The sequence below is a fragment of the Oxalicibacterium faecigallinarum genome (assembly GCF_014635705.1).
GTDB classification, from domain to species: domain Bacteria; phylum Pseudomonadota; class Gammaproteobacteria; order Burkholderiales; family Burkholderiaceae_D; genus Oxalicibacterium; species Oxalicibacterium faecigallinarum.
Genome location: NZ_BMDI01000002.1, coordinates 667,825 through 694,628 on the forward strand (window position 1 = coordinate 667,825; position 26,804 = coordinate 694,628).

Sequence of the window (26,804 nt, forward strand, 5' to 3'; positions counted from 1 at the left end):
AGAGCGGGGCAGGCAGACTTCGTTCCGTTGTCAAAAAACAAGCTTTTAATCAAACGCGAAGTTATAGAACAGAGACAGTGCGCTGCTGGTACCGGCCTCGCCCTCGACCGAGATACGCGGCGTCAGCGTGTAACGCAGCAGCAGGATGCTGCTGGCGGTTTCCAGTCCCTGACGGTAGCTCACATACAAACGGGAAGAAATCCGCTTGCCCAGTGACACGATGCGTTCCTGCAAACCGGTATTGCTGGTGCCAATACTGAAATCATCGAGACCGAACGCGGTTGCAATCTGCGAGGACAGGCCGGCGGCCGCGCCTTGTGTCAGCAGGGAGCTGGCCGCACTTTGCAGTGCGCTCATGTCGCCATCACCGGCGCTGGACAGACTGCGTCCCAATACCAGCCACGCCAGTTTTTCCGCATCGGCGACAACCGGATCGGATACCAGCGTGATGCGTGGCGTCATGACATTGCCGCGCACCGAGACGCCTGCTTCGACTTCCAGATCGCGTCCGCGTCGCATCGCCAGAATATCAAGACTTGGATTGTTGAGGGGGCCATTGAATCGCAGCAGACCTTGTTCAATTGCCAGTTCGCGTCCGTATGCCTTGAACGTCCCTTTGGCGACGCGCAGCGTGCCTTCCGCACGCAACGGGCCGCCGGCATCTGCCAGCAGGCGAATGTCACCAACGATGGTGCCATCGAGTCCGCGTCCGGTCAGCTGGATGCCTTTGCCCAGACCGATGGTCAGGTCCAGTGCGATGACGGTTTTGGTGCCTTGCTTGTCACCTTGACCGACGATGATGACGTCGTCCGACAATTGCGGCACCTCGGACGAGCCGATATCGACCATGCCGGAATCGACAGTGAAGTTGCCGTTTGCCTTGGCCTGACCTTCGCGCCAGCCGACCACGCTGCTACCGCTGATAACCAGTTTGCGATCCGAACGATCAATCAATGTGTAGCGCGAGGCATTGACCGATAATTCCAGTGCCAGCTGCTCGCGCACCATACTCAATGGCCCGGCAATCGACAGCGTGCCGCGGCCGTTCTGGAAATTCAAGCCTTCAATCACGAGCTGATCACCCTGAAAGCGGCTACGCAAGGTACCGTTACGCAAATCCACGCCGGTATCCGTCATCAGCACACGGAGCTTGTCGGCGTTGATGCCGCCATTGAAGCGCGGACGACCAAACGTGCCATCGATGGCGACATCGGCATTCAGGCTGCCTTCGGTGACCAAGGTTTGGGAGAGCAGCGGGCCAAGCCAAGTCAGTGTCGGCGTGTTGATGCGAGCAGTGCCGTTGAATGGTGCACTGGGAGCAATCGAAAACTGGCTTTCGCCACCGCCGATCACGGTGTCCAGTCGCAGTTCGATACGACCCGGCTTGGCGCCTTCCGCAAGGAACTGCAGCGCAAGCCGGCCCCTGTCTGCATTGCCGGTCAGCGTCAATGCAGACAGACCGAGACGGGCAGAGGTGTTGTTGAGGACGGCAATATCGCCGCTTTCGCGTTGCAGATTGAAGCGACCATCAAGCCGGTTGCTCATCTTCAAATCCCAGTCGCCGGCCAAGGTCAGATCAGTACTCATCGGAGCCTCCGGTGCCGCGTAGCGCAGCAGCTCGGCGACGGGCAGGCGGGCAATCGTGCCGCGTGTAGTGATGCCGCGTTCGTTGCGCAGGAATTGCTCGATCGCGATCACGCCATTGCCAAAGGCTAGGCGGAACTGATCAAGTTGTACCTGTCGTTGCGATGCCTGGAATCCGGCAGGACCAGCCAGTTTGATATTCAGTCGACCTGTTGCATCGACGGTGTTGATCGTGCCTTTCCAGCCCGGATTGCGCGCCAGATCTTGCAGGCCGCCTTGGGCGATCATCTTCCAGTTCTGATCACGCTCTGCCAGACTCGCCGTCAGTGTGTGTTGCGCGGTGGTGCCGCTACCGGTGATCTCAAAATGTTCGGCATCGAGTTGCTGGCCACTGATGCCATCGCCGCGAATCTTGAGATTCAGGGGCGCATTGGCCGGTGCGCCATGCTGCAACGACGCACTCAGTTGCTTGACCTGCTGCGTATGATTGCGTACACCCTGTGCATCGGTAAGCAGGGTAACGGAAGAAATCAGCGCAGCGTTGGCGTTACGGTTGAGCGCCAGTTCAAGCTTGCCTTGCGTGCCATCGATCTGCAGTTGCGCCGGTAAGCGCAACTGTGTGCCATTCCAGCTGGCGGCAATGCGTGGCTGCTGCACGCTGCCGCGCACTTCGCCATCCAGTTTCAGCGCGCCGCCAAACGGATTGCCAAGCTGCGCCAATGCCGGCGCATCAATGGCAAAGGTTATACGGGCATCCTGTTCGGCCAGTTTTCCTTGGGCACTCAGACGATTGCTGCCGGCATTGAGCAGGAACCTGGGAATGTTCAAGGTCTCTTTGCGCAGCGCGATTTGCCCCTCGCCTGTCAGCGCGTGTCCTTCAATGCTGCTGTTGGCAATACGGAAATCAGCATCTGCTTCCAGCGCGGGATGTCGCTGCCCCTTGGCCGACAGTTCTGCATTGAGCTTCAGTTTGGGCGTATCGATAAAATTGCCGAAGTTGCGCAGGTCCAGATCGCGGATAAGCGCTTTGGCTTCAAACGCCTGTGCATTGGCGAGACCGATGCGTGCAGTCAGATCGACGGCACTGCTACCGGCACGCAGTTCTGCCTTATCGATGACAGCCGCCTCATCGGCGATGATTGCGTGTGCGTTCAGGGTGAGCGGATTGCTTTTCAATGGTTCTTGCAAGGCCAGCGTAAAGTCCTGCCGACCTTCCACATGCCTGATGTTCAGGCGGCCTTGCAGCTTGGTGGGGCGGATGCGGGCATCGATGCGTTGCAGATTGAGCGCTGCGGTATTCAGTGTCATGTCGAGCGCGCCATCCTTGAGATGTCCGCTACCCTCTATCGTACCGGCTGGCGTTCTGGCGCTGCCCAGAGAGGCCAGAATGCGTTTGAAATCAAAGCGGCTGTCTGACTGTGCGAACTCAACGACCAGACGCGAGAGCGGGGCGCGGCCATCACTGTACAAACCAGCGGCCGGATTGTTGATGGTCAGATTGCCACTGCCTTTTTCATCCGCCTGCAGGTCGATATTCAGTGTCGTCATTGGCAGGCCATCGGCCAGTAATGCCAGATCAAGATCACGCGTCGTGAGATCGGCCTTGCCGAGCAGTTGTTCGGCGAATGGACGAATGCTGGCATGACCGCTGATCGTTGCCCGATCGACGCGCATGTCGATGCCGGCCTGCACATCCGCCAGCGAGCCTTGTGCCGTCACATCGCCGGCGATCACGATGGCACGATCGCCGATCACGTTTTCGCTGTTTGTCTTGAGATGCGCATCGAGTGCATACGGTGTCGCCGTCGTCAGTTCCAGCTTGCCGCTCACATCACCGGAAAAGGCATTGTTGCCAGAGGTTGACCGCGCACTGAACTGATCCAGATTCAACAGATAGCGCTGCTTGTCATAATCGAGATTGAAGGCAAAGGCACCGAGTGTCACGACATTCAACGGCCCCCACGACAGTTCACCGCCCTTAACCTGAACACCATCGATGCGAACACGCAAGGGCAGGCTGATGCTGTCTGGCAGTTTGGCTGGTTCGCTGGTCTGCGCAATCTTGCTGGTGATACCGAGCTTATCGATATTCAGTGCTGTCACATGCAGTCGGCCTTGCAGCAATTCCGCAGGACGCATGGACAAGGCGAGATTGTCGAGAACGATGGCTTGATTTTCCAGCTTGATCTGCAGTCGGGCGATGTGCAAGGTGTCGTTAAAGCGACCATCGACACCTTCGGCCGTCAGCGTGCCGGCGGAAAAGCGTTCGGCCAGTGACAATGCCGTTTGAGCGCCGCGTTCGCTTTGCAACATCCAGCTGCCTGCGCCAATCGAAGCGGCAATCAAAAGGACAGGCAGCGCGATTGCGAGCAGCCACCAGCGGCGGCGCTTTGGCTTGTTCGGGCTGTTTGCCGGTTGCGGCTGTTGCTCTGGTGTCGTCATGTCAGAAGCCATAGCCGATGGAAAAGTGAAGGCGGGGTTCTTTGGTTTCATGTCCGTACGCCAGATCCAGATTCACCGGTCCGATCGGGCTGCGCCAGCGTGCGCCAACGCCGCTGCCGTGCATGAACTTGAAGTTGCCCCAGGAATCGGCGGCATTACCGGCATCGGTAAAGACCGCTGCGCCCCACGCCGGCGTGATCCGATAGACCAGTTCTGCGCTGGCAACGGCAGTGACGGTGCCTCCGACGATGGCTCCTTTTTGTTCGACACCCAATCGGTTGTAACCGTAACCGCGGACTGTCTGATCGCCACCGGTACGGAACAGCAGATCGCCGGGAACGGTATCGCGCTCGGCGCCAAATACCTGCCCGACATAGCCGCGCAACACGGCTTGCCAACGCCGGTTCCATGTCGGTGACAGGTAGGTGGCGCGTGCGACCACACGGGCGATGTTTTCTTCATTGACGACACCGCTGGGTCCGGCACCCAGTTCGATCGAGGCGACATAACCGCGCGACGGTGTGATCAGATTATCGACACGACGTCGTGTGTAGCTGTAGGACGCCAGCAAGGCTTCACGATTGGTTTCAAAGTTGTCGCCGATACGTTGACGATCGGCATACAGCGTCAGCGCCCAGACCTGCTCATTGTTCTTGTCCGGGCTGGTCAGGCGACCACCGGTTTGAATCTTGTCGAGCTTTTCACCCAGCAGATTGGTGTAGGAATACTGCGCACCAAAACTCGGACTCCAGCCATTGCTGATTGGCGGCAGAAAAACCTCAGACCCGATGCGGCGGTTGTCGCGATCGAGTCGCAGATTGGATTCCAGACGCCAGTCGCGGCCAAGAAAGTTGCGGTTCAGCCATTTAAGTTGCAGGCGCGGCCCGGAATCGGTGGAGAAGCCGACACCCAGCGACAAGCGCTTGCGTTCGTTTTCACTCAGATCCAGTCGCACCGGCACATTGGTCGGTTTGGCAGGATCGATGTCGACGGTCGCAAAGGCAGAGCGAAAGTAACCGGTGTCCTGCACACGCGCCTGCAACTCATTGAGTTTTTCCTGCGAGTAGCGATCGCCGGGCTTGATCGGATTCAGATCGGTGATCATGCGCGATTCATACCGCTGCAAACCTTCGATCTGCAATTCGCCAAAGGTAAAGGCAGGACCGGAGTCGACATCGATCAGCAGGGTGGCACTGGCGGTCAGCGGCTCGATGCGCGCTTCACTATGGGTGATGGCAGCGGCCGGATAATCACGTACCAGCAAGGAGCGCAGCATTTCAGTCTTGGCGTCATCCCATGCCTTCTGCTGGAAAATGCCGCCTGCCTTCAGGCCCCATTGTCGGCGTAATCGTTCCACGCGTTGCGGATCGGCTTCGACAATGTGACCCGTGACGTTGAGCGCAACGCTGCGTACCAGCGTGCGCTCGTTGAGTGTCACCTGATACCGCGCCAGCCAAGGTGTACTGTCCCGGTTGATTTCGTGGGTGACCGTCGCTGAGAAATAGCCTTCGGTCGCGAGCAAGGAGCGAATCTGGTTGGGCGCAACCGTCATCAGGCGCGAGACTTCATCCTCGTTCAGGGATTGCGACTGGCGCTTGGCCAGTTCCAGATTGTCGGTAATGAACGGCGTCAGTCCACCCGCACCATTGATTTCAAAACGATAGGGAACGATCGGTGTCTCGTTTTTTACTTCTTCGATGGCGGCCTCATCGGCTTCAACCGCATCCTGTGCCAGTGCCGGCATCGACCATACAGGCAGCAGGCAGGCGAGCAGCATCACACATGTCCGCACGGGACGTCGTAAAAGACGCGCAGAATGGAAGGAGTAAAGAGTTCTGTTCAGCACTGGTTTTGTGAAAAAGGCCTGCCGCAAAAAAGCGCTGCAACATGAGCGAATTGCCAAACCGATATCGATGTCGATACGGAAAGAATGCAACGTGATGGGTGTTGCCGACCTTGCAAGCTTACAGTATTTGCATGCGCTTGTTGCCAGAGCAGGCCCGTTGCCGCAGTCCGACCCTGTAGCGAACCAGCTAGTTCCCGTCCAGGCAGAAATCCACCAAAGTTGCCGCTGCTGCGCAAAGTGCCTATAGTGGCGGCTCGCACGCTTTCCGAGTAACCGTACCATGAGCCGTAAACGCACCGACGCGCCCAGGCAGCAAACCGAGCAGTCGTCCCCCTCGTCAGCACAAGCCCACGACATTCGTCCCGGCCAATCCATTGAACTGCTGAAGGAGCTGCACATCCTGACGCGCGATGGCAAGCTCAATCAGGATAGTCGCCGCAAGCTCAAGCAGGTGTATCACCTGTATCAGTTCATCGAGCCGCTGCTGGAGCAGATTTCCGCCGATCATCCGGATATCACGCTGGTGGATCATGGCGCGGGCAAATCGTATCTGGGCTTCATTCTGTATGACTTGTTTTTCAAGCAGCGTCAGGATCAGTCACACATTTACGGTATCGAAACGCGCGACGAACTGGTACAGAAATCGACCGAACTGGCGCAACGGCTGGCATTTCCGGGCATGTCCTTCCTCAATCTGTCGGTGGCGGATTCCATCACTTCGGACCAGTTGCCGGAAAAAATCGATGTCGTCACGGCATTGCACGCCTGCAATACGGCAACCGACGATGCGATTCATTTCGCGTTGAAAAAGCAGGCGCAGTTCATCGTGATCGTGCCTTGCTGCCAGGCTGAAGTTGCGTCCGTACTCCGAAAGAACAAAGGCAAGGCGCTAGCCAGTCCATTGACCGAGATCTGGCGCCATCCTTTACATACGCGTGAATTCGGCAGTCAGGTCACCAACGTGCTGCGTTGCCTGCAGCTGGAGGCGCATGGCTATCAGGTCAATGTGACCGAGCTGGTCGGGTGGGAGCATTCGATGAAGAACGAGCTGATTATCGCCAGCTACAAGGATCTGCCGCGTCGCCGTCCAACCGAAAGGTTGCAGGAAGTCCTGCAGACACTAGGTCTGGAAGAAATGTCTTCCCGCTTTTTCACTCCTGCGTAATGGTCGCATCGCGATGTGTGGAGCGGCCACGATCGCGCTGTCTGGCCATCTGCTGCAGGTAGGTCAGCAGATCATCCAGCTCATTGTCGCTGATGACCGCCTCGCCAAAGGCGGGCATGCGGGCCTGCGGCCAGTTGCGCACGGCAGCCGGATGACGGATCAGTTTGCGTAAATAGGCTTCTTGAAAATATTCGGTAGGACTGAAGGGCAGATTGAGATCCGGCCCGACATCGGCATCACCGCCGCCATTGAGCCGATGGCAACTTGCGCACTGCATTACAAATTGCTGCATGCCGCGCTGTACAGCCGCTTGCGCGTCTTCGTCTTGTCCCTCTGTCCTGGGAAGCAATTGCGGATAGCGTACGGTCAAGGCTTCCACATTACGGATGCTGATGATCTGAAACGGCCATTGTTCCGCTTTGACACCGCTTTTCTCCGGTGTCAGCCAGACCAGATAGAATGCGCCGGCGCTGCGCAGGCTGTCGGATGAAAGGGCAGGCCAGGGTCGTCCTGCCGGTTCAATCGCGATCCATGGTTCGGATGCGGAACGAAACAGCTCTCCCGGAATATTGGCGACAAAGCCGTCTGCAGACGTAAACTGCAAGGTGTCGATATGGCGCATGTCGCGCACAATGGCCGCAAACGGAATCGCCTGATATGTCATCGTGCGCTTGTAGGCCTGATCGTCAGGGACGGTGATGGTGTGCGTTGCTGTGTGGCGCAGCAGATTGGAGCGTGCCAGCTTTTGCTCCTGATTGGGCAGCGACAAGGTCAGGGTTGGTTCGTTGTCGGCATGCAAGGTTGTGGTGCCGAACAAGGCGCACGCGGCGATGACGCTTGTCAGGGCAAGCCGCAAGATGAATGAAAAGGACGGATGCATGTGCAGGATTTCTGAAGGGACAGCAAAGTATAACGAAGCCTCGTTCGCATCCGTTCCTCGCACGATCAGAAAGTGTGGGCATTGAGCTGGTACCTGTACATGCTGGAATGCCATGACGGCAGCATTTACACCGGCATTGCGGTGGATGTGCAGGCGCGCTTTGCACGTCACCAGAATGGCAAGGGCGCACGTTATACACGCTCGCATCCGCCACGACGCTTGCTGGCCGTCGTGGCCTATCCGGATCGTGCAGCCGCATCACGTGCCGAATACACGATGAAGCGATTGAGCGCTGCACAGAAGCGCCGTTTTTGTATGCAGAAGGATCAACTCTGGCGTGTCGGGCGCGATCAGTTGTCGTGAACCGCGGGCTCGACCCGTGCACATCGATCTTTCGCATCGTGTACCCTTGAGTCCTCAGTTGAAGAAAAGGACACGATGAACAAGCAATTTTCCAGTGCTTGCGAACGCAATGCCGATCCTATCCTCGACGTGTTGCGACAGGAGTTCGCCAGCGCTCGTCACGTGCTCGAAATCGGGAGTGGTACCGGTCAGCATGCTGTGCACATGGCAGCCAGTTTGCCGCATCTGATCTGGCAAACGAGTGATCTGCCCAACTATCATCCCAGCATTCAGGCATGGATCGACGAGGCGCAACTGCACAATGTGCGCAAGCCGCTGATCCTCGACATGGCGCAACCGGACTGGCCACAAGGTGATTTCGATGCCATCTTTACCGCCAACACCTGCCACATCATGTCATGGGACAAGGTCGAGCGCATGTTCGATGGTGCCGGTCGTGTATTGCCCGCAGGAGGGGTGTTGTGTGTGTACGGCCCGTTTAATATCGGCGGTCAGTACACCAGTGATGGCAATGCGCGGTTCGATGAAGCCTTGCGTGCACAAAGTGCGCATATGGGTTTGCGCGATCTGGAAACCGTGCAAGCGCTGGCTGCATCATGCGGGTTTGTCCAACGTGCGGATCATGCAATGCCTGCCAACAATCGATTGCTGGCATGGGTCCAAAACTGACAGATAGCGCTTGCATGGAAGAAGGGCGGCCAATTGGCCGCCCTTTTTCTACCGAGATTTTCTGATTGTCGCTGTCACGATTTTTGCCTTGCCGCGGACCCTGATGATCAGGCCAAGGCAGCAAGCGGTGCAGAGTAGGTACAACATGATCAGTACGTGATCGTGACGGTGACGGTATCGGTATAGTTGCCAGGCACAGCACCAGTCAACGAAGGCAGACGGCCATAAATGCTCAGCGTCTGATTGCTACCGGAACCGGTACCGGGGACCGTGCTGCTGCTACTGGTACCGTTGCCCCACACCGTGGTGCGCGAGGAGTCCGTGTAAAGCTGATAACCCAGCGTGCTCGAACCGTTCTTGATCGCACGCGAAGTGAAGTTGGTCGCACCACCTGCATTGCTGCCTGCACTCAATGCCACCGTATAAGGCGTGGTGTTGCTGCAGGTAACCGTCAGGGTCGAAGTCGAATCCAGCGGCACGCTCGCCGCGATCGGATCAATGTTGCTACCGAAGTTCAGCGTCGTGCCGGCAACGGTGCAGGAGCTCAGGATTGTCGCCGTTACCTGGAAGGTGGTGGAAGCGGTGGCCGACCACGATGCGCTGCTAACGAGGGCTGCGGAGCAAACTACGACGGCTTTCAACAACTTGGACATTTTCGACTCCTGTATCTGACAGATTGTGACTGCGGAAAAATTAATTACATTGCCTTTTTTGAGACCACCCGGTACATCCACTCTGAATCCTGTTCAACATCGTTTCGATACCGTACGTCTTGTCATAAAAACCGTTTGCACCCAGACGCATGCTCAACTTCCGGTATTGCTCGTGCATCAGATTCGTTACCACCAGAATTTCAGTTGCATCACCAGAAGCACGCAGTTCTCTCAGCACATTCAATCCGTTGCCGGGAGACAGTCTGATATCGAGTACCACCAAGTCAGGCTGCGTATCCGGTATGAGCGCCAAGGCTGCCTGCTCCGACTCTGCTTCGCCGGCAACCTCCACCCCTTCTACCGTTTCCAGCAACGTGATCAGATGTTTTCGAATCACTGCTGAATCTTCCACAACGACGATTTTCATAAGCGCTCCTGACATGTGTTCAGAATAGGCGTCCGCGTATTTCGCCGTAAGAAGCCAATGCCGATGGGAAATGAAAGCTGCATCCACTTCATGATGTAAGGAGATGCCTACAAGGAATACGCCTGCTGAGGCGTACGATGGGGGTGTTGCGTGGCGCCCCTCGATGGGTGGGCAGTTGAATGAGCCGGCGTGCAGAGGTGCTTCAGGCAGGCTGAGCGGAAAGAATTCAGGCGGGAAAAAACAGACGACGCAAGCTGCTAAGGAGGGAAAGGTTGTGTCTGCTCTATGTCTGCCTGCAAATTGCGCAAGTCAAGATGTGGGTTCGGATTCCTTTGCAGAAAAAGCGTTGCGCGCAACAAGGCGGTATCACCGCCTGACAGGCATGGCCGTCAGGCACGAATCAGTGCCACCCCGGCGATCAATAGTCCGGCACCGGCCAGCTTGAGCAGACTGATGGGTTGGATCGGCAGTCCGAAAAGTCCGAAGTGATCCATGATCAGCGACAGCATCATCTGACCGACAATGATGAGCGAGATGGTGGTGGCCGCGCCTAGCTTCGGCACCATCATGATGGTAATGGCCAGAAAAATCGCGCCAAATATGCCGCCCATCCAGGGCAGCCAGTCACCGCTCCTGGGCAAGACTTCGGCCAGCTTCGGTCCGGGTGCAATGGCCGCGACTATCAGTGTGAACAGCAAGCCCACCAGATAACTCGCTACGGCGGCCCACCACGCCGAACCGATCTGTAGGCGCAGATTGGAAATCAATACCTGCTGAAACGCGACACTGGCACCTGCAGCCACTACAAGAAGATAGAACAAGTATGAACTCATGCATCACTCCCACTGTTGTTGACAGGTGCGGCGGCGTGTACTGGCCGGATGAAGTCTTTCGTCGTTATGTAGGCGACTGTTTCCCGGACAGGTAAAGCGGCTTAATTTTTCTTGGCTGCCGGTCCTGATTTGGCTGGCGAAAACTGGCGATCAACCAGACAACCCGTGTACTTCTTGCCGTTCATTTCGAACAGCGCAGTGTCGCCTTTATTCCAGAACAAGGTCTGGCCATCCGTGTAACGTGCGCCGGATGCCGAGACGACTTGTGGCAAGGAGATCGTGCGGCCGGGCAAGGCAATTTCCACCACGCCATCCGAGAAGCGGGCGATCAGGCTGATTTCATCGCATTTGAATGGCATGGCAGTTTTTGGTGCGGGGACAGGGGCCGCGACCGGACTCAGCATGCGATTGACGGTGACTGCGATGGGTTTGTCCTGTTCGGCAAAATTGACGGGTACGGATTCATCCGTGGACCACAGCAACTGGTCCGCACCGTCGATGATGGCTGCATTGATGGCGTAGCGGTGTTTGAGATCGATGGCGGAAGGGATGTAGCGCAGGTTGAAGGCAACCGGTACCTGGCCTTTGGGCTCCAGTACCTGCTGGGCCACGAATTCGGCGCTGCGGTCCTTGCGTGTGGTGTCTTCCAGACTGACGATGACCTTGGCATCCGGCGGCAATGCAATCCGTTCGCGATAGGTCACGCTGCCGGTCAGATTGCCTGACAGGACGGCGTTATTATCCTTTTTGGAGAACATGGAACAGCCGGCCAGCAGGGTGGTGGCGAGCAGGATGGCGGTAAAGCGTGGCGAAATAGTCATGTTTGATCTTGTCCGTGCAGGAAGCAATTAACGATTGGCATATCCTCGCATATTATGCGAGTTGTCTGATGTGCGTTAGCGCATGGACGCTGGTGCAGTGCCGACGGCTCGCACTGCGTGTGTATGACCTTTACCTTTCCGACCCATGCCAAACTCACCGATTCGTTCTGCTTGCTGCAAACGATTTGCGTTAGGTCTTGCCTTGTCGTTTTGCGTACTGCCCGTCCAGGTCCTTGCCGCAGAAGAGGAAGATTACGAACACACGCGCTGCGGTAAAAAGCCGGGTGTGCGTGAGCTCAAGAACTATCCGGATGTCTACAATTTCTATTTTGAAAACGATCTTTTCGCTGGCACGGACAACAACTATACCAATGGCGTCAAGCTATCGTGGGTGTCGGCCAATCTGGAGGATTACATCAGCGATCCATGTCTGCCCAAATGGATACGTCGTCTAAACCATTTTTCCCGCCATCTCCAGCCTGGTGACTTCGAATCACGCAATATGGTGGTGACCGGCGGACAGCAGATTTACACGCCTACCGATCACACGCGCAGCGACCTGATTACCAACGATCGTCCTTATGCCGGCTGGCTGTATCTGGGACTAGCCTATAACGCACGCACCGAGAAGGAGATGGAGACGGTTGAAATCAACGTGGGGATGGTCGGACCGGCGTCACTGGCGCGACAGTCGCAGGACCTGATCCACAAGTGGCGCGGTATCTACCGTTTCCAGGGCTGGAATAATCAGTTGAACAATGAGCTTGGCATTCTGTATGTGCGGGAAAAGAAACGTCGTGTCATGCAGATTCATGATGCGGGGGCGTTGAAATTCGACGCGATCACGCACTATGGTTATGCGCTGGGTAACGTCAAGACATACGCCAATGCCGGGGTCGAGATGCGGATCGGTAATTTTCTGCCCAACGACTTTGGTACCTCGCCAATTCGGCCTGCCAGCGAAAGCAATGCGCCGTTGCCTGTCAATTCATCCCGTCGGCTGGCGCAAGGTGGTTTGCACGGTTTCGTCTCGGTGGATGCCCGCGCCATGGCGCACAATATTTTCCTCGATGGCAATACCTTTTCGGACAGTCACAGCATACCCAAACGCTATTTTGTAGGCGATGTGGCGGCGGGGATTGCCTGGCAGTGGCGGGGCGGCAAGATCACCTATGCCCAGTACCTGCGCAGCAAAGAGTTTCGCGGGCAGGTCAAGCCACAAAGTTTTGGCTCGATTACCGTCAGTTTCGAGTACTGAGGCGATACTTAGACGTGTGCGTGCGCAGTAAGCCAGTCCCCGCTGCGTGCCATTTCTTCTTCGTCATCGGTTGTCACCGGATGACGTCCCTGCTGCAGCGCGGCGTTACGCGTCGCCTGCGTGATGATGCGAACCAGCGCACAGCTCGCATTGGCTGGCAAGGTGCAGTTCTTTCGCGTGCAGCCCGCAGCGTCGCTCAGCAACCAGACCTTTTCTGCATGCGTGCCAAACTGCTGGCGCAACATGTCGTCGTTTGACTCGCAGGCGATGATGATGTCCGGCGTGCCAAAGCCTTGTTGGGTTTGTTCCAATAGAAACGCAATGTCCGACGCGCTGTACGGATTGGCCGGGACGGCCCAGGCGCGACCGCCACAAGCAAAGATTTCTTCTTCCACCCTGTGCGCGGCCTGTCGTTGTACGGCTCGGTACTGTACAACGACCAGTGCGCCGGCATGGGCAAGCTGGTGCGCCAGTTCGGCACCGATGCCGTGAGCAGCATCAATGACGATAGCGACCTTGTTTTGAAGCGGGTGCGTACGATGCGTCATGGGATATTCCTCATAAAAGAATGGCGGGAGCCGCGTGAAAACAGGGCAAAGGCAACGGGCAGAGAATCCAGGCGACAGTCAGACCGTAGCGGAGGAACAGACTTTCGCATGGCTGCTCAATCGGCCGTTATCCTTATCCTGCGAACTTCATGCACGATCCTGCAAATCGTCGGGTCGGGTACGATCAAAAGCACTTGCCTCTGATAGCATCGCTTGCATCATAAGTCGATGAAAGAAAAGGAATCTCCATGCATGCCGCCTATCAGGAAATGGCTGACATCATTGCCCGTTATGCCGACAAGGATGGCGAATACGACACGGCTATCGGCAACCTGTTCTTCAAGCGCAGCAGTCAGACCACGCGTGCGGTCCATACGGCGCAATGGCCTTGTTTCGCGCTCATCGTGCAGGGCAAAAAGCGGGTGACACTGGGATCGGAAGTCTTCGACTACGGTGTCGGCGACTATCTGATGGTATCGATGGATCTGCCCGTCGAATCCTGCATTACCGAAGCCAGCGAAGCCGAACCGCATATGGGCCTCGGGATGGCCATCGATAGCGACCGACTGGCCGAACTGCTCAAGCGCACCCATATTCCAAGATCGGCCGTGAATGGCGCTAACCTGCGCGGGGTTTCGGTCCATGCAGCGCCGCCGGAACTGATCGATGCAGTCTTGCGTCTGTTGCGTTTGCTGGATCGTCCTGACGATATCCCTGCAATGGCACCTTTGATCGAGCAGGAAATTCTGTATCGTCTGCTGACCGGACCATATGGCGCCAAGTTGCTCAACGTGGCGACAGAGGATTGTCAGGGTAATCGCATCGCGCGGGCAGCGGCATGGTTGCGCGATCATTTTGATCAGCCGTTGCGGGTGACCGAACTGGCAGAGCGCCTCAATATGAGCGTCTCTTCGCTGCATCATCAGTTCAAGCAGGTGACGGCGATGACCCCCATGCAATACCAGAAGCGGTTGCGTTTGCATGAAGCGCGCCGGCTGATGCTGGTGGAACGGCTGGATGTCGGTACGGCAGGGCACCGCGTGGGTTACGAGAGTCCGTCGCAGTTCAGTCGCGAGTACGCACGGCTTTACGGACAGTCGCCCCTGCGTGATATCGAGGGTATGCGTGGACGCGCAGGCGTGCCGCCGGAACTGACCATATCACTGCGGGATGTGGAGCCAGAGATGGCCGTGGATTGACGCATCGCTACGTCTCAACAAAAAAAAGCGGGCATTGCGCCCGCTTTTTATTTTTGAAGCCCGGTTCGCCTACTCCGGCAAGCCTTCGAAGAATTCCACCTCGCCGGTTTCCAGTGAGTATTCGGCACCGACAACAACCAGACCTTGCGTTTCGATCAGGTTTTCCAGCAAGGCCGAGCCATGACGCAACTGGTTGACCGATGCGCGGATGTTGGCGCGTACCGACTGATGTACGAGTGCGCAGTGATCGTGTTTGAGATCGGTGTCGAGCAACGTGGCAACCGACGGACGGATGCGGTCGACGATGGATTTCAGATGCGGTGACTGGTTTTCGCTGGGGCGTTTGAGTTCTTCCAGCGTGGCCAGAATGGCGCCGCATTGCGAGTGACCGAGCACAACGACCAGCTTGGTGTTGTAGCGGGCTGCGGCAAATTCCACACTGCCGATCTGCGATGGCGCGACGACGTTGCCGGCAACACGGATCACGAACAGATCGCCCAGTCCCTGATCGAACACCATCTCTGCGGGAACGCGGGAATCGGAACAGCCGAGAATGATGGCAAACGGGTCTTGTCCATCAACGACTTCACTGCGGCGGACCTTGGTGGTCATGCTTTCGATACTACGGATGTCGGAGACGAAACGTTGGTTGCCGTCACGTAGACGTGCGAGTGCTTCTTTAGCGGTGCGCTTTGGCATGAAAAATTTCCTGTAAGTCTTGTTGTGAGTTACGGACGAGCGCGCTATATGGCGTCGTGAGGACGCTGTTTGGTAAAACAGAACGCCGCTAAGGGCGTTACTTTAAAGCATTCGGCCGAACTTTGCCTTGGCAAAGCGTTAAGGCGAGCGCATTCAGGGCGTTTTTCCATAAAAAAAGCAGGCGGCAAATTGCCCGCCTGCTTACGCGGTGCCTTCTTTCGAAGTCGGTCAGAAATCAAAAAGCTCGGCCAGCAGATTCTTGCGCTGCTTTTGACCGTAGCCTTCCTTGATGTAGCCGTAGTGTGGATTTGGGTTGGCTGCAGCCATGCCACGCATGGACGATATCGGCGATCGCACCGGCGCAGGCGGCTCCGCGGGCAGCGATGTAATTGAACGTTCGATCAATTTATCGAGTTCGCCACGATCCATCCAGACACCGCGACAATTCGGGCAGTAGTCGATCTCGATACCGTGGCGGTCCGATACGATCAGTTGCATGTCTTTGCAACAGGGACACTTCATGACGTCTCCTCGAGCGCTGCCGTTTTATCTTGTTTTGCAGTCACGCTTCATTTTATGGCTGGCAATATTGCCCCGGCTGGCGTACTGTACGGCTAGATTTGCCTCATTAAAATTCGAATAAATTCAGCATTTCGTTCGTAAAAACCATAGAGTGAGACACGATGAACGCAATCAATTACAAGCATCTGCACTATTTTTGGGTGGTGGCCAAGTCGGGCGGCATTGGGCGGGCAAGTGAACGCCTGCATCTCACGCCGCAGACCATCAGCGGTCAGATCGCATTGTTTGAGGACGTACTCGGTTATCCGCTGTTCAATCGGGTCGGTCGACGTCTGGAGCTCAATGACGCCGGTCGTGTCGTACTCAGTTATGCCGACGAAATCTTCACCATTGGTGAGGAGCTGCAGGAAGTCCTGCGTTCGCGCCCGGATGGTTTGCCGCTGCAGTTTCGTGTCGGGGTGGCGGATGCGGTGCCGAAGGCAATCGCTTATCTGTTGCTGGAACCATCGATGGAATTACCCGATTCATTGCGGATTGTCTGTCGCGAAGGCAAGCTCAACGATTTGCTGGCGGATTTGGCGATCCACCGTCTCGATATCGTGATTGCAGACAGCCCGATGCCGGCCAATATCGATGTGCGTGGCTACAACCACTTGCTGGGAGAGTGCAGCGTCAGTTTTTTTGCCGCGCCAGAACTGGCGAAGCAGTACAAAAAGGGTTTCCCGAAAAGCCTGGATGGCGCCCCTTTCCTGATGGCGGGAGAGGACGCCGCGGTGCGGCCGCGGCTGATGCGCTGGTTTGAGAAAGAGCGGGTGCACCCGCGGATCGTGGGCGAATTTGACGATGGTGCGTTGCTGCAGGCTTTTGGCGAAGCGGGGAAGGGGATCTTTGCTGCGCCATCTGCGGTGGCTGATCAAATCTGCAAACAGTCAGGTGTGACTGAACTTGGTCGAACCAATCTGGTGACCGAACAGTTTTATGCGATTTCAGTGGAAAGACAATTGACGCATCCGGCGGTGGTAGCGATCAGCTCTGCGGCACGCGAAAGTCTGATTCGCTAAACACCGGGATACGGAAAAACGGAAATTACTGAAACGACCCGGTCTGCACTGGATTGAATGGCACGACGTGGATGTGGCTTTCGCGTTTATCTGCGGCTTCTTGTGTCTCGGCAACGGTCTCGCGATCGTTGTCGCCGTGATGTTTCTCTTCGGCCTGGCTGCTCATCGACAGAATGCGGTGGGTGAGCTCATGGTTGGTCTTGGACATGATCGATTCCTTATTGTGACGACTGCTGAAACAAGCACGCTGGCGAACCGTTTCATCAGTCTTGGCAAATTTCCGCAACGTAGAACTGGTTTTTCAAACCTGTGTTGCGAGAATAGAGGAGCCTTCATTTGAGGGCGATCAGTGCTTGTCCCGAGATACGGTAGGAAAGCACTGACGAACGAGCTTGAATGCGATAGAGCCGACATTCGACTGCGGGGTCACGACAATGGTCGATCGACAGTGGCGACAGTCTAACACCATCTTCCACATATCGTGTTATTTCATTTTATTGAGAATAATGCTCAGTTAAATGAAAGATATTGCATGTTCAATGCCTGTTTGCATCACATGCCGCAAAGAAAAAACGGCGCTTTTGCGCCGTTTTCTGATCTGTAAAGCGGTTTGGGCTAAGCGCCGCGCGGATCCATCGCGGGTTCCGCTTCACGGCGCTCCTGACGCCATTCCATGAAGGTTTTCAGCACTAGCGTCAGCATCGCCATACAGGCAAGCAGGCCTGCAGCGGTAAAGGCAGCAGCCGTTTTGTAGTCGTTGTTCAGCTGTTCAACCAGTAACGGCAGTGTCAGTGTCTGGTTCATGATGGTGCCGGAAACAACGGCGACGGCGCCGAATTCACCCACCGCACGCGCATTGGTGATCACGCAGCCGTAAAGCAGCGCCCATTTGATGTTGGGCAGCGTTACCTTGCGGAAGATTTGCCAGCCACTGGCACCGAGTGACAGGGCGGCGATTTCTTCTTCCGTACCTTGTTTTTGCATCAGCGGCATCAGGATGCGCGCAATGTAGGGTGCCGTGACAAACACAGTGACCATGATGATGCCGGGCCAGGCAAACATCAACTGGATATCTTTCGCGTATAACCATTGGCCGATGACGCCTTCCAGGCCATACACGACCAGATAGCAGAAGCCGGCGACCACGGGCGAGGTGGCGTACGGAATTTCAGTCAGCGTAATCAGCAGGCGACGACCAAAGAAGTCGAAGTGCGTGACACACCATGCCAGCAGAATGCCGAACACCAGATTGATCGGTACGGTCAGTACGGCGGCCAGCAGTGTGAGGCTGATGGCGTGCTTCATGTAGTCTTCGTTCAGATTCTGCAGAAGGAGCGCAACGCCGCCGCTCAATGCCTGCGCAAAGATCAGCGTCAGTGGCAGGATCAGCAGAACGATGGTGAAGAAGATGCCCAGACCGATCAATACCCATTGATGGAGTTCGGTTGGACGTTTGATTGCTTTTGCCATATCGATTCTCCTTAGGTGCGCGGCGTTTGGTTGAACAGCCGGCTTTGCACCAGTTGCAGGAGGAAGAGCAAGGCCAGCGATGCCATCAGCACGACCGAGGCGATCGCGGCAGCGGCCGGATAATTGAATTCCTGCAGACGGACAAACAGCATCAGCGAGGTGACTTCGGTTTCGAACGGAATATTGCCGGCGATCATGATGACCGCGCCAAACTCACCCAGACTGCGGATAAACGCCTGTGAGGAGCCGGCGATCAGCGCCGGCACCAGCGTGGGCAGAATCACGCGCCAGAAGATTTGCCACTTGTTGGCGCCCAGCATGAGGGCGGCTTCTTCCAGCTCCTTTTCCATGTCTTCCAGCACCGGTTGCACCGAGCGGACGATGAACGGAATGCTGGTAAAGATCATGGCGACCACGATGCCGGGGAAGGCATACGAGATCTTGATGCCCGCCGCATCAAAGAACTGACCAAGCCAGCCGGTTGGAATGAAGAGCGTCGACAGCGTCAGGCCAGCGACTGAAGTCGGCAATGCAAAAGGCAGATCGACCAGAGAATCCATCAGGCGACGGCCCGGGAAGTCATAACGCGTAATGATCCACGCCCACAGAAAGCCGATAGCCGTGACGGCGACGGTCGAGTAAAACGCGCCAAGCAGCGTCACTTTATAACTCTGCAATACACGCACATCCGTGATCGCAAACCAATACTGCGCCCACGTCATGCCGCTGACATAGATCAGCAGCGCAGAAATCGGCAGCAGGATCACCAGGCTGATGTACAGCGTCGAGATACCGAAGCTGAGCGAGAAACCGGGAAGCACTGGCGTGCTGCGGAAGAAGCGTAGGGACTGATTCACGATAGTGGCAATGTCGTTGCGAAAAGTGCAGTCAGACCAAGTTGTCTGAGCTTAAAAACAAACGACCATCACAAAAGGATGGTCGTTTTGCAGGGTGGCATTGTAAACCACGCGCGCGTTGTTGCCAAAACCGGCCACCTTATGGGAGGCCGGCTGGGTGATCAACGACGTTGGGAGAGCAACTGATCGAGTACGCCGCCGCTACCAAAGTGTTTTTCCTGAATGTCATCCCAGCTACCGAGCACGGTATTTGGGTTGATCAGTCGGACCTTTGCATAACGGTCGGTAATCACTTTAACCAAGTCAGGATGATGCACGCGGTAGTTGAAGGTCGTCAGCAACAATTGAATTTCACGCGAGTACTGGAAATTCAGGTAATCGGTTGCCAGTTTGCGGGTGCCCTTTTCATCCACGACTTTGTCAACAACAGCAACTGGGAACTCAGCCAGGACGGAGACTGGTGGCACGATGACTTCATAGCCACCCGCTTTGAACTCGTCGCTCTTGGCAATGTTGATCACTTCGGATTCAAAGGTCAGCAGTGCATCGCCTTGGTTGTTCGAAGCAAACGCCACGGTTGCGCCCCGGCCACCGGTCGGGAAGTTGACGACATTGCGCAGCAGCTTGCCGACAAATTCCTTGGTCTTGGCTTCATCGCCCTTGAATTTTTCATTTGCGTAAAGCCATGCACCAAGGTAGCTGTAACGTGCGTTACCCGAAGTTTTTGGATTCGGGAAAACCAGTTTCACGTCATCACGGACCAGATCATCCCAAGTCTTGATATTTTTGGGATTGCCTTTACGAACTAGGAAAGCGATCGTGCTGTAGTAAGGCGACGCATTATTCGGGAAGGCTTTTTGCCAGTCCTTACGTACCAAGCCGCGTTTTGCCAGGATGTCGATGTCGGTGACTTGATTGAAGGTCACGGTATCCACTTTTTTGCCCTGGATGATGTCTTGTGCCTGACGCGAGGTGCCAGCAAAGGATTGATCGATCTTCAGATCCTGACCGGTTTCCTTTTTCCATTTTTCCTGGAATTTAGGATTGATTGTTGCGAACAGTTCGCGCGCAACGTCGTAAGACGCGTTGAGCAGTGGTTTTTCCTGCGCCTGAGCAGCACCGGCAAAGAATGTGGCAGCTATGGCCGACAACAAAACGGCTTTTTTAAACATGTCGTACTCCATGTAGAGAGAAATTCGTGGGGCATTCGCAGGGTGCTGCGATGTAGGCGTCATCCTTCTTGATGCGTGACAACTTGCCGAGCCGCAAATATAACAAGTTCTCTTATGCGATCAAACGATCTATTTTGCATTTAAGTATGCAAAATTCGCATATAGAATAAGAGGCGAATGATCTTACAAGACGATGCGCAAAATGAAAAACGCCTCCGTTAAGGAGGCGTTTGACTTGTATCACAGCTTCGGGATGCAGATTTTTTGCTGATTAGGCAAAGTTCTTTGCAGCGAAATCCCAGTTGGCGAGCTTGAAGAAAGTCTCGACGAACTTCGGACGTGCGTTGCGATAATCGATGTAGTAAGCGTGTTCCCACAGATCGATGGTGATCAGCGCCTTGTCGGCGGTAGTCAGTGGCGTGGCAGCGTTCGAGGTGTTGACGATGTCCAGCGAACCGTCCGCTTTTTTCACCAGCCAGGTCCAGCTCGAACCGAAGTTGCCAACAGCCGACTTGGTGAACGCTTCCTTGAATGCATCGAACGAACCCCATTTTGCATTGATGGCGTCAGCCAGTGCGCCTTCAGGAGCACCTTTGCCATTTGGCGTCAGGCTGTTCCAGAAGAACGTGTGGTTCCAGACTTGTGCGGAGTTGTTGAAAATGCCGCCGGACGATTTCTTGATGATTTCTTCCAGGGACAGGTTTTCGAATTCGGTACCCTTGATCAGGTTGTTCAGATTCGTCACATAGGTTTGATGATGCTTGCCATAGTGGAATTCAAGTGTCTCTTGCGAGATGTGTGGAGCAAGTGCATCCAACGCATAGGGCAGTGCCGGCAGGGTATGTTCCATGGTCGTCCTTTGTGAAGTTAAAAATGAAAACGTATTTTTTAAAAGACATTCATTGTAAAACGGTTATTAAATGCTTGCACACGACGCAGGTCAATTTTGCAAGAACGAGATGCCGGCCGGAGAGCAAGGATTGGCGGGGCTTTCCAAGAACAGGGGATGTATTTATAATGCGAATTATTCTCATTTTTATTGGTGCGACTTCGGCACCGGAAAGTGCACCACCATGTCGGCTGCCAAGCCTCGTTTGCATCACGACGTTCAATCGCTTTATACCGATCATCACGGTTGGCTTGATGGCTGGTTGCGTAAACGACTCGGCAATTCTTTCGATGCAGCCGATCTCGCACAGGACACCTTCATCCGTGTCTTGACCCGCGACGTTGTTGAAGTCATCCGTGAACCTCGTGCCTACCTGACGACGATTGCGCAGGGTTTGATCGCCAATCAATATCGTCATCGTCAGATTGAGCAGGCTTATCTTGACGCTCTGGCACGCATACCAGAACAACATGCGCCCTCGCCAGAAGTACGCGCTGTCATGCTCGAAACCCTGATGGAGATCGATCGTCTTCTCGACGGTCTGGACATGGATGTGCGCAAGGCATTCCTGTGGTCGCAACTCGATGATCTTGGACATGCCGAGATTGCAGAGCGCCTGAACATTTCTATTTCTACCGTCAAACGTCATATCGCCAAAGCGTTGACACGTTGTTGTTTCGCCGAATGAGCGCGCAATTTCCGATATCCCCGATCCCAGAACAAGTGCAGCAGCAAGCCGCAGAATGGCTGGTTGAGCTGCAAAGCGCAGACGTCGCGGATGAAACGCGGCAGCGCTGGCAGCAATGGCGCGATGCACATTCTGATCACGCACATGCATGGCAGCGCATTGAAGCATTTGGTGAGCGACTGCAGGGTCTGTCTTCCCCGCTAGCCCATGCGGCACTGACGCAACCTAAAACTGCAGGACGTCGGCGTGCAGTCAAGACACTCGCCATCATGCTGTTTGCCGGTAGCACGACATGGCTGGTTGGGCGAGAGGCACCGATTGATCAATGGACGGCAGATCGTCGCACTGGTGTTGGTGAACGCACGCGCATCACGCTGGATGACGGCACGCAGTTGCAGCTCAATGCAGAGACCGCCATCAATATTGAATACACCGAAACGCAACGGCTGGTTCGTTTGGTGCGAGGCGAGCTGTTGGTTGTGACTGCGCCTGATCCACTGGTAACGCGTAGCGGTAGTCGACCATTTTTAATCGAAACAGCCCACGGCAAAATGCGCGCATTAGGGACGCGCTTTCTGGTGCAGCAGCGCGATGATCAGCAAGGACACAGCCTGGTTGCTGTGTATGAAGGCGCAGTGGAAGTGCGCCCCGGTCATGTGGAAACACCGCGTATCGTGCGTGATGGCCAGCAAACCAGCTTCTCGCAAGATCGTTTTGAAGAAATTGAAGAGGCTGATGACAATGCTATCGCTTGGACGGACGGTATGCTGGTCGTACGCGACATGCCGTTAGGCGCGTTCTTGCAAGCATTGGGTCCGCATCGTCGCGGCTATCTTGGTTGTGATGCCACTGTCGCCAATCTGAAAGTGACCGGGACTTATCCGCTGGCTGATACCGACAAGATTCTTGACATGCTGCGCAAGACCTTGCCGGTGGATATTCGATTCGTCACGCGTTACTGGGTAAAGGTCGAGCCAACGCGTACGTAAGAAAATTTGCGTATCAAAAAATATTTTCAAAAAGTTGAGCCATTTTCGTTTCTCACGGGGCAATGAAGACAGGAGGCCTTTCTTCATTTGAACTTCAGGGAAACGAACATGACTCAACCGCATCATCAGCAAGCCGCATCAACCGCGCTCATTGCATCCCCGCAATCATTCAAACGCACTGCAATCGCCGGCGCGGTATTGCATCTCGTGCTTGGTGTTGCTGTTCTTGTACCGTCCGTGGCGCCGACTCAGGCGCACGCGCAGACAGCCGAAGTCACACGCACTTACAACATCCCTGCAGGTCAGTTGACTGGCGCACTCAATCGATTCGGTCGCGAGGCGGGGATCATGTTGTCGTTTTCTACCGAAATGACGGATTCTCTGCAAACACGTGGATTGCAGGGCACGCACGGCGTGGACTCTGCGCTGACTATGCTGCTTACAGGTACAGGTTTACAAGCCGCACGACAGAAAAATGGTGGCTATCTGTTGCAGCATCAGCCAACAGCAATGCCATCGGACACAACCCTGCCTACGGTTCGCGTGACGGGTGTACAAGAGAGTGCAACTGGCCCAGTCCTTGGTTATGTAGCCAGTAGGACGAGCACTGCGACCAAAACAGACACGCCGCTAATAGAAGTTCCTCAGTCAATTTCTGTCGTTGGTCGCCAGCAGATGGAAGACCAAAAAGCACAAACCATCCAAGATGCACTTGGATATACCGCCGGCTTGATGACGGGAATCTCGGCCAAGAATCCGCTCATTGATGACACGGTAAGCATCCGTGGGTTTGCAGCAGATCCCCAAAACGGCAGTTACTACCGTGATGGCATGCGTTACATGGCTAACCTGTATAACGGCAAGCAGGAAGTATACGGTCTCGAGCGTATTGAAGTGCTGAAAGGTCCGTCTTCCATTCTCTATGGTGCAGCAGCGCCAGGTGGTGTGATCAATACCGTGACCAAACGACCGACCTCGCCGCCCCTGCGTGAAATCAATGTGGAATATGGCAGCCACAATCGCAGGCAGCTCTCGGCAGATTTTGGCGGTCCTCTGGATGATCAGGGAATTTGGTCTTATCGAATCACCGCGTTAGAACGAAAAAGTGGCACTTACATCGATTACGGCCGTGACGATCGTACCTATATTGCGCCAGCGTTGACTTGGCAACCATCTGCTGCGACTTCGCTCACTTTACTTGCCAGTTACCAGAAATCCAATACCATCTTTGCGCCTTCCGTCCCAGTGACAGGGAGTTTGTTGCCGAATCCAAATGGACAGATTCCGCGCAATCGATTCCTTGGCGATACAAGTCACAACAAATTCGAAACCAATACCAGCACGATTGGCTATCTGTTTGAGCACGCATTTTCCGACACGCTCAAGTTGCGACATTCGCTCCGTTATTACGAGTCCGATCTGGATATGCGCTACACCGTTTTGACTGGCGACGTGAATGGTACAGGTCGCCAAGTTTCGCTTTCACCTCGGGGATTCCTTGATGATACGTCCATCTTTACCATGGATACGAACATGGAAAAGACTTGGCACGTCGGTAACGTAAAACATGTCGTGTTAGCAGGATTTGACTACACAAACTCGCGTTACGATAGTACACGCACCCGTGGTGCTGCCAACAGACTGTTTGATATCTATAATTCGGTGTACTTGACCGGCCCGGTGCCGATGAATTTTGACCGAACGGTTATCGCGAAAGAAAAGAAGCTCGGTTTCTATTTGCAAGACCAAATCAAGGTCTCGGATAAATGGGTTGTCTTGCTTGGTGGTCGATACGATAAAGCGGATGTGTTCAGCGATCAGATCCGGTCCACAACAAGGGTAAGCGACGATGGCTCTGATTCGGCTTTTACGGGACGTGCCGGTTTAGTGTATTTGGCGGCGAATGGTTTCGCACCATATATCAGCTTCACACAATCATTTGAACCGACTGCGCAGACCGATCGCTTTGGCGCGCGTTTCAAACCGAGTGAGGGCGAGCAAACCGAAATCGGGCTGCGCTATCAGCCCCCAGGGACGGACACGCTTTTAACGGCGAGTCTTTACGATTTAAAAAGAACGAATGTGACCACGCGTGATCCGGTCGAGTCCACTTTTCAGGTACAAACCGGTGAAGTGCGTTCGCGTGGCTTGGAGCTTGAACTCAAAACGAAACTCGGCAAGAGCGTTGATGTTATCGGCGCTTATACGTACACCGATGCGGAAGTCACCAAAAGCAACAACCCTGGAGAACAAGGTGAACGGTTCAATTCACCGAGGAATCTTCTTTCGCTTTGGATGAATGCCAAGCTAGGCATGTTCGATCTTCCTAATTGGAGCGCTGGTGCTGGCGTGCGTTATGTGTCTTCACGTCCGAATCGACCATCCCTCCCAGCACGAGGCGGGCCAGCCTACACCTTGATGGATGCACGTATCGGATATGTCGATGGTCCATGGTCGTATGCATTGAATATCACCAATCTGACCGACCGCACCTACATCCCATCCATGTGTTATTCGGGTATTTGTGACTACGGCATGCCACGACAAGTCACCGGAACCATGACGTATCGCTGGTAAACAACATGCGTAGGCTTCTTGGTCGCCTGCATCGTTGGGCGGGCCTGTTCATCGCTGTATTCCTGTTCTTATCAGGAATCAGCGGTGCCTTGATTGCGTGGGATCGCGAGTTGGATTCCTGGTTGAATCCGTCGCTATTTAAATCAGATAGCGCAGCCCTCAGTGCACAACGCATCCTTGAACTGGCAAATCAGTTTGAAACTGCCGAGCCTCGTGCACGAATAAAGAACTTGCCGTTAGCAACACAGGCTGGTGAATCTCTAACATTGACGGTGACACCGACATGGGACGCACAGAGTAATCGTGTGCATCGGTTGCCTTTCAATCAGGTGTCGTTAAATCCCGATAACGGAACGATTCAGGCAACGCGAAAGTGGGGAGAGCTCTCCTTTTCACGTGAGGCCATCATGCCGTTCCTCTACAAGCTGCATTACACAATGCATATCCCCGATGGCTGGGGAATCAAGCTTGGCACCTGGTTCATGGGCATCGTCTCCATCGTTTGGCTCATCGATTGCTTCGTTGCTCTAATCATCGCGTTCCCGCATCGAAAAGCGTGGAAGAAATCTTTTGCTTTCCGTCTCACGAGCGGCAACTACAAATTGAACTTTGACTTGCACCGCTCAGGTGGGGTTTGGTTGTGGGGGCTTCTGCTCATCATGGCATTGACCTCCATTGCAATGAATCTTCCGGAGGTTGTTCGTGGTGCCGTTGGCTACGTCGCCGAGCTCACGCCAACACGATACGATGGACGTATTCGTACCAAACGACCGATTGCACCCGAGATAACTCGTGAAACTATTTTGGCGTTTGCGGTTGCAGAGGCAACGAAGCGAGGCTGGAAGGAACCGGCCGGTGCTATTCACTACAACGCTCCGTACAACTTGTATGGAGTGAGCTTCTTCTCACCGGGCAATGCGTTAGGTGCAGCTGGCCTTGGCAACTCAGTTCTGTACTACGACGGTAAAACGGGTGCGTTATTCAGCGAGGAGGTGCCAACTGCAGGCACTGCCGCAGATATCTTCATGGCAGCACAATTCCCATTGCATTCAGGTCGTATTGCCGGCATGCCAGGACGCATTCTTGTATCGGTTTTGGGAATTCTTATCGCTGTCTTAAGCGTGACAGGGGTTGTGATCTGGGCGAGGAAAAGGGCCGCACGCCGTGATCATGCTTACAAAACAATTTGATA

The 26,804-nt window shown here is 55.1% G+C and carries 25 protein-coding genes; 10 read left to right on the forward strand and 15 right to left on the reverse strand.

What is annotated here, in order from left to right; all coding sequences use genetic code 11:
- Positions 1 to 45: 45 nt before the first annotated feature.
- Positions 46 to 4,026 carry a translocation/assembly module TamB domain-containing protein gene (locus tag IEV29_RS13210; protein WP_229726396.1) on the reverse strand — a complete coding sequence of 1,327 codons (3,981 nt, stop codon included), beginning with the start codon at positions 4,024 to 4,026 and terminating at the stop codon, positions 46 to 48.
- 1 nt (position 4,027) lies between these two features.
- On the reverse strand, positions 4,028 to 5,803 hold the full coding sequence (locus IEV29_RS13215; RefSeq protein ID WP_229726397.1) for an autotransporter assembly complex protein TamA: 1,776 nt from the start codon (positions 5,801 to 5,803) through the stop codon (positions 4,028 to 4,030).
- A gap of 349 nt (positions 5,804 to 6,152) precedes the next feature.
- On the opposite strand from IEV29_RS13215, the gene IEV29_RS13220 reads away from it, so the two are divergent.
- On the forward strand, positions 6,153 to 7,037 hold the full coding sequence (locus IEV29_RS13220; protein ID WP_188381742.1) for a class I SAM-dependent methyltransferase: 885 nt from the start codon (positions 6,153 to 6,155) through the stop codon (positions 7,035 to 7,037).
- Here IEV29_RS13220 and IEV29_RS13225 read toward each other — a convergent pair.
- Positions 7,024 to 7,917 (reverse strand): cytochrome c, encoded by an 894-nt coding sequence (locus IEV29_RS13225; protein WP_188381743.1) that lies wholly within the window; start codon positions 7,915 to 7,917, stop codon positions 7,024 to 7,026. The two genes, IEV29_RS13220 and IEV29_RS13225, sit on opposite strands and share 14 nt — an antisense overlap.
- Before the next feature lie 81 nt (positions 7,918 to 7,998).
- Between IEV29_RS13225 and IEV29_RS13230 the strand changes: the two genes are divergently transcribed.
- Positions 7,999 to 8,280 (forward strand): GIY-YIG nuclease family protein, encoded by a 282-nt coding sequence (locus tag IEV29_RS13230; protein ID WP_188381744.1) that lies wholly within the window; start codon positions 7,999 to 8,001, stop codon positions 8,278 to 8,280.
- A gap of 75 nt (positions 8,281 to 8,355) precedes the next feature.
- Complete coding sequence (locus IEV29_RS13235) at positions 8,356 to 8,949, forward strand: DUF938 domain-containing protein (RefSeq protein ID WP_188381745.1); 594 nt, start codon at positions 8,356 to 8,358, stop codon at positions 8,947 to 8,949.
- 149 nt (positions 8,950 to 9,098) lie between these two features.
- On the opposite strand, the gene IEV29_RS13240 is transcribed toward IEV29_RS13235, so the two are convergent.
- The 4 genes from IEV29_RS13240 to IEV29_RS13255 all read right to left on the reverse strand — a co-directional run bounded on the left by IEV29_RS13240 (position 9,099) and on the right by IEV29_RS13255 (position 11,683).
- Positions 9,099 to 9,602 (reverse strand): Csu type fimbrial protein, encoded by a 504-nt coding sequence (locus tag IEV29_RS13240; protein ID WP_188381746.1) that lies wholly within the window; start codon positions 9,600 to 9,602, stop codon positions 9,099 to 9,101.
- Positions 9,603 to 9,642: 40 nt separating this feature from the next.
- On the reverse strand, positions 9,643 to 10,029 hold the full coding sequence (locus IEV29_RS13245; protein WP_188381747.1) for a response regulator: 387 nt from the start codon (positions 10,027 to 10,029) through the stop codon (positions 9,643 to 9,645).
- 389 nt (positions 10,030 to 10,418) lie between these two features.
- Entirely contained in the window at positions 10,419 to 10,862 is a 444-nt protein-coding gene (locus IEV29_RS13250; protein WP_188381748.1) for a DMT family transporter, read from the reverse strand.
- Between the two features lie 101 nt (positions 10,863 to 10,963).
- Positions 10,964 to 11,683, reverse strand: a complete 720-nt coding sequence (locus IEV29_RS13255; protein ID WP_188381749.1) for a YbaY family lipoprotein — start codon at positions 11,681 to 11,683, stop codon at positions 10,964 to 10,966.
- A gap of 145 nt (positions 11,684 to 11,828) precedes the next feature.
- On the opposite strand from IEV29_RS13255, the gene IEV29_RS13260 reads away from it, so the two are divergent.
- Complete coding sequence (locus IEV29_RS13260) at positions 11,829 to 12,941, forward strand: lipid A deacylase LpxR family protein (protein WP_188381750.1); 1,113 nt, start codon at positions 11,829 to 11,831, stop codon at positions 12,939 to 12,941.
- A gap of 8 nt (positions 12,942 to 12,949) precedes the next feature.
- Here IEV29_RS13260 and IEV29_RS13265 read toward each other — a convergent pair whose 3' ends face one another.
- Positions 12,950 to 13,489 (reverse strand): SDR family NAD(P)-dependent oxidoreductase, encoded by a 540-nt coding sequence (locus tag IEV29_RS13265; protein WP_188381751.1) that lies wholly within the window; start codon positions 13,487 to 13,489, stop codon positions 12,950 to 12,952.
- Between the two features lie 248 nt (positions 13,490 to 13,737).
- Here IEV29_RS13265 and IEV29_RS13270 point away from each other — a divergent pair, with 248 nt between their 5' ends.
- Positions 13,738 to 14,688, forward strand: coding sequence for an AraC family transcriptional regulator (locus IEV29_RS13270; RefSeq protein ID WP_229726398.1), 951 nt, complete (start codon positions 13,738 to 13,740; stop codon positions 14,686 to 14,688).
- Between the two features lie 69 nt (positions 14,689 to 14,757).
- On the opposite strand, the gene IEV29_RS13275 is transcribed toward IEV29_RS13270, so the two are convergent.
- Positions 14,758 to 15,387 (reverse strand): carbonic anhydrase, encoded by a 630-nt coding sequence (locus tag IEV29_RS13275; RefSeq protein WP_188381752.1) that lies wholly within the window; start codon positions 15,385 to 15,387, stop codon positions 14,758 to 14,760.
- Between the two features lie 228 nt (positions 15,388 to 15,615).
- Positions 15,616 to 15,909, reverse strand: a complete 294-nt coding sequence (locus IEV29_RS13280; protein WP_188381753.1) for a TFIIB-type zinc ribbon-containing protein — start codon at positions 15,907 to 15,909, stop codon at positions 15,616 to 15,618.
- A 161-nt stretch (positions 15,910 to 16,070) separates the two neighbouring features.
- Here IEV29_RS13280 and nhaR point away from each other — a divergent pair, with 161 nt between their 5' ends.
- On the forward strand, positions 16,071 to 16,970 hold the full coding sequence (nhaR, locus tag IEV29_RS13285) for a transcriptional activator NhaR (protein WP_188381754.1): 900 nt from the start codon (positions 16,071 to 16,073) through the stop codon (positions 16,968 to 16,970).
- A 25-nt stretch (positions 16,971 to 16,995) separates the two neighbouring features.
- On the opposite strand, the gene IEV29_RS13290 is transcribed toward nhaR, so the two are convergent.
- The 5 genes from IEV29_RS13290 to sodB form a co-directional block, all read right to left on the reverse strand.
- Entirely contained in the window at positions 16,996 to 17,178 is a 183-nt protein-coding gene (locus IEV29_RS13290; RefSeq protein ID WP_188381755.1) for a hypothetical protein, read from the reverse strand.
- A 407-nt stretch (positions 17,179 to 17,585) separates the two neighbouring features.
- On the reverse strand, positions 17,586 to 18,440 hold the full coding sequence (gene cysW / locus IEV29_RS13295; protein WP_229726399.1) for a sulfate ABC transporter permease subunit CysW: 855 nt from the start codon (positions 18,438 to 18,440) through the stop codon (positions 17,586 to 17,588).
- Positions 18,441 to 18,451: 11 nt separating this feature from the next.
- Entirely contained in the window at positions 18,452 to 19,297 is an 846-nt protein-coding gene (gene cysT / locus IEV29_RS13300; protein WP_188381756.1) for a sulfate ABC transporter permease subunit CysT, read from the reverse strand.
- A 161-nt stretch (positions 19,298 to 19,458) separates the two neighbouring features.
- On the reverse strand, positions 19,459 to 20,469 hold the full coding sequence (cysP, locus tag IEV29_RS13305; RefSeq protein WP_308632731.1) for a thiosulfate ABC transporter substrate-binding protein CysP: 1,011 nt from the start codon (positions 20,467 to 20,469) through the stop codon (positions 19,459 to 19,461).
- Between the two features lie 271 nt (positions 20,470 to 20,740).
- Positions 20,741 to 21,319 carry a superoxide dismutase [Fe] gene (gene sodB / locus IEV29_RS13310; RefSeq protein ID WP_188381758.1) on the reverse strand — a complete coding sequence of 193 codons (579 nt, stop codon included), beginning with the start codon at positions 21,317 to 21,319 and terminating at the stop codon, positions 20,741 to 20,743.
- A gap of 223 nt (positions 21,320 to 21,542) precedes the next feature.
- On the opposite strand from sodB, the gene IEV29_RS13315 reads away from it, so the two are divergent.
- From IEV29_RS13315 to IEV29_RS13330, 4 genes are all read left to right on the forward strand, one after another.
- Positions 21,543 to 22,046, forward strand: a complete 504-nt coding sequence (locus tag IEV29_RS13315) for a sigma-70 family RNA polymerase sigma factor (RefSeq protein WP_188381759.1) — start codon at positions 21,543 to 21,545, stop codon at positions 22,044 to 22,046.
- Positions 22,047 to 22,081: 35 nt separating this feature from the next.
- Positions 22,082 to 23,035, forward strand: coding sequence for a FecR domain-containing protein (locus IEV29_RS13320; RefSeq protein WP_229726400.1), 954 nt, complete (start codon positions 22,082 to 22,084; stop codon positions 23,033 to 23,035).
- 87 nt (positions 23,036 to 23,122) lie between these two features.
- Positions 23,123 to 25,612: a TonB-dependent siderophore receptor gene (locus IEV29_RS13325; RefSeq protein ID WP_229726401.1), complete on the forward strand. Its 2,490-nt coding sequence runs from the start codon at positions 23,123 to 23,125 to the stop codon at positions 25,610 to 25,612.
- Between the two features lie 5 nt (positions 25,613 to 25,617).
- A complete protein-coding gene (locus tag IEV29_RS13330) occupies positions 25,618 to 26,802 on the forward strand; it encodes a PepSY-associated TM helix domain-containing protein (protein ID WP_188381761.1) in 1,185 nt (394 codons plus the stop codon).
- The last annotated feature ends 2 nt before the right edge of the window (positions 26,803 to 26,804 follow it).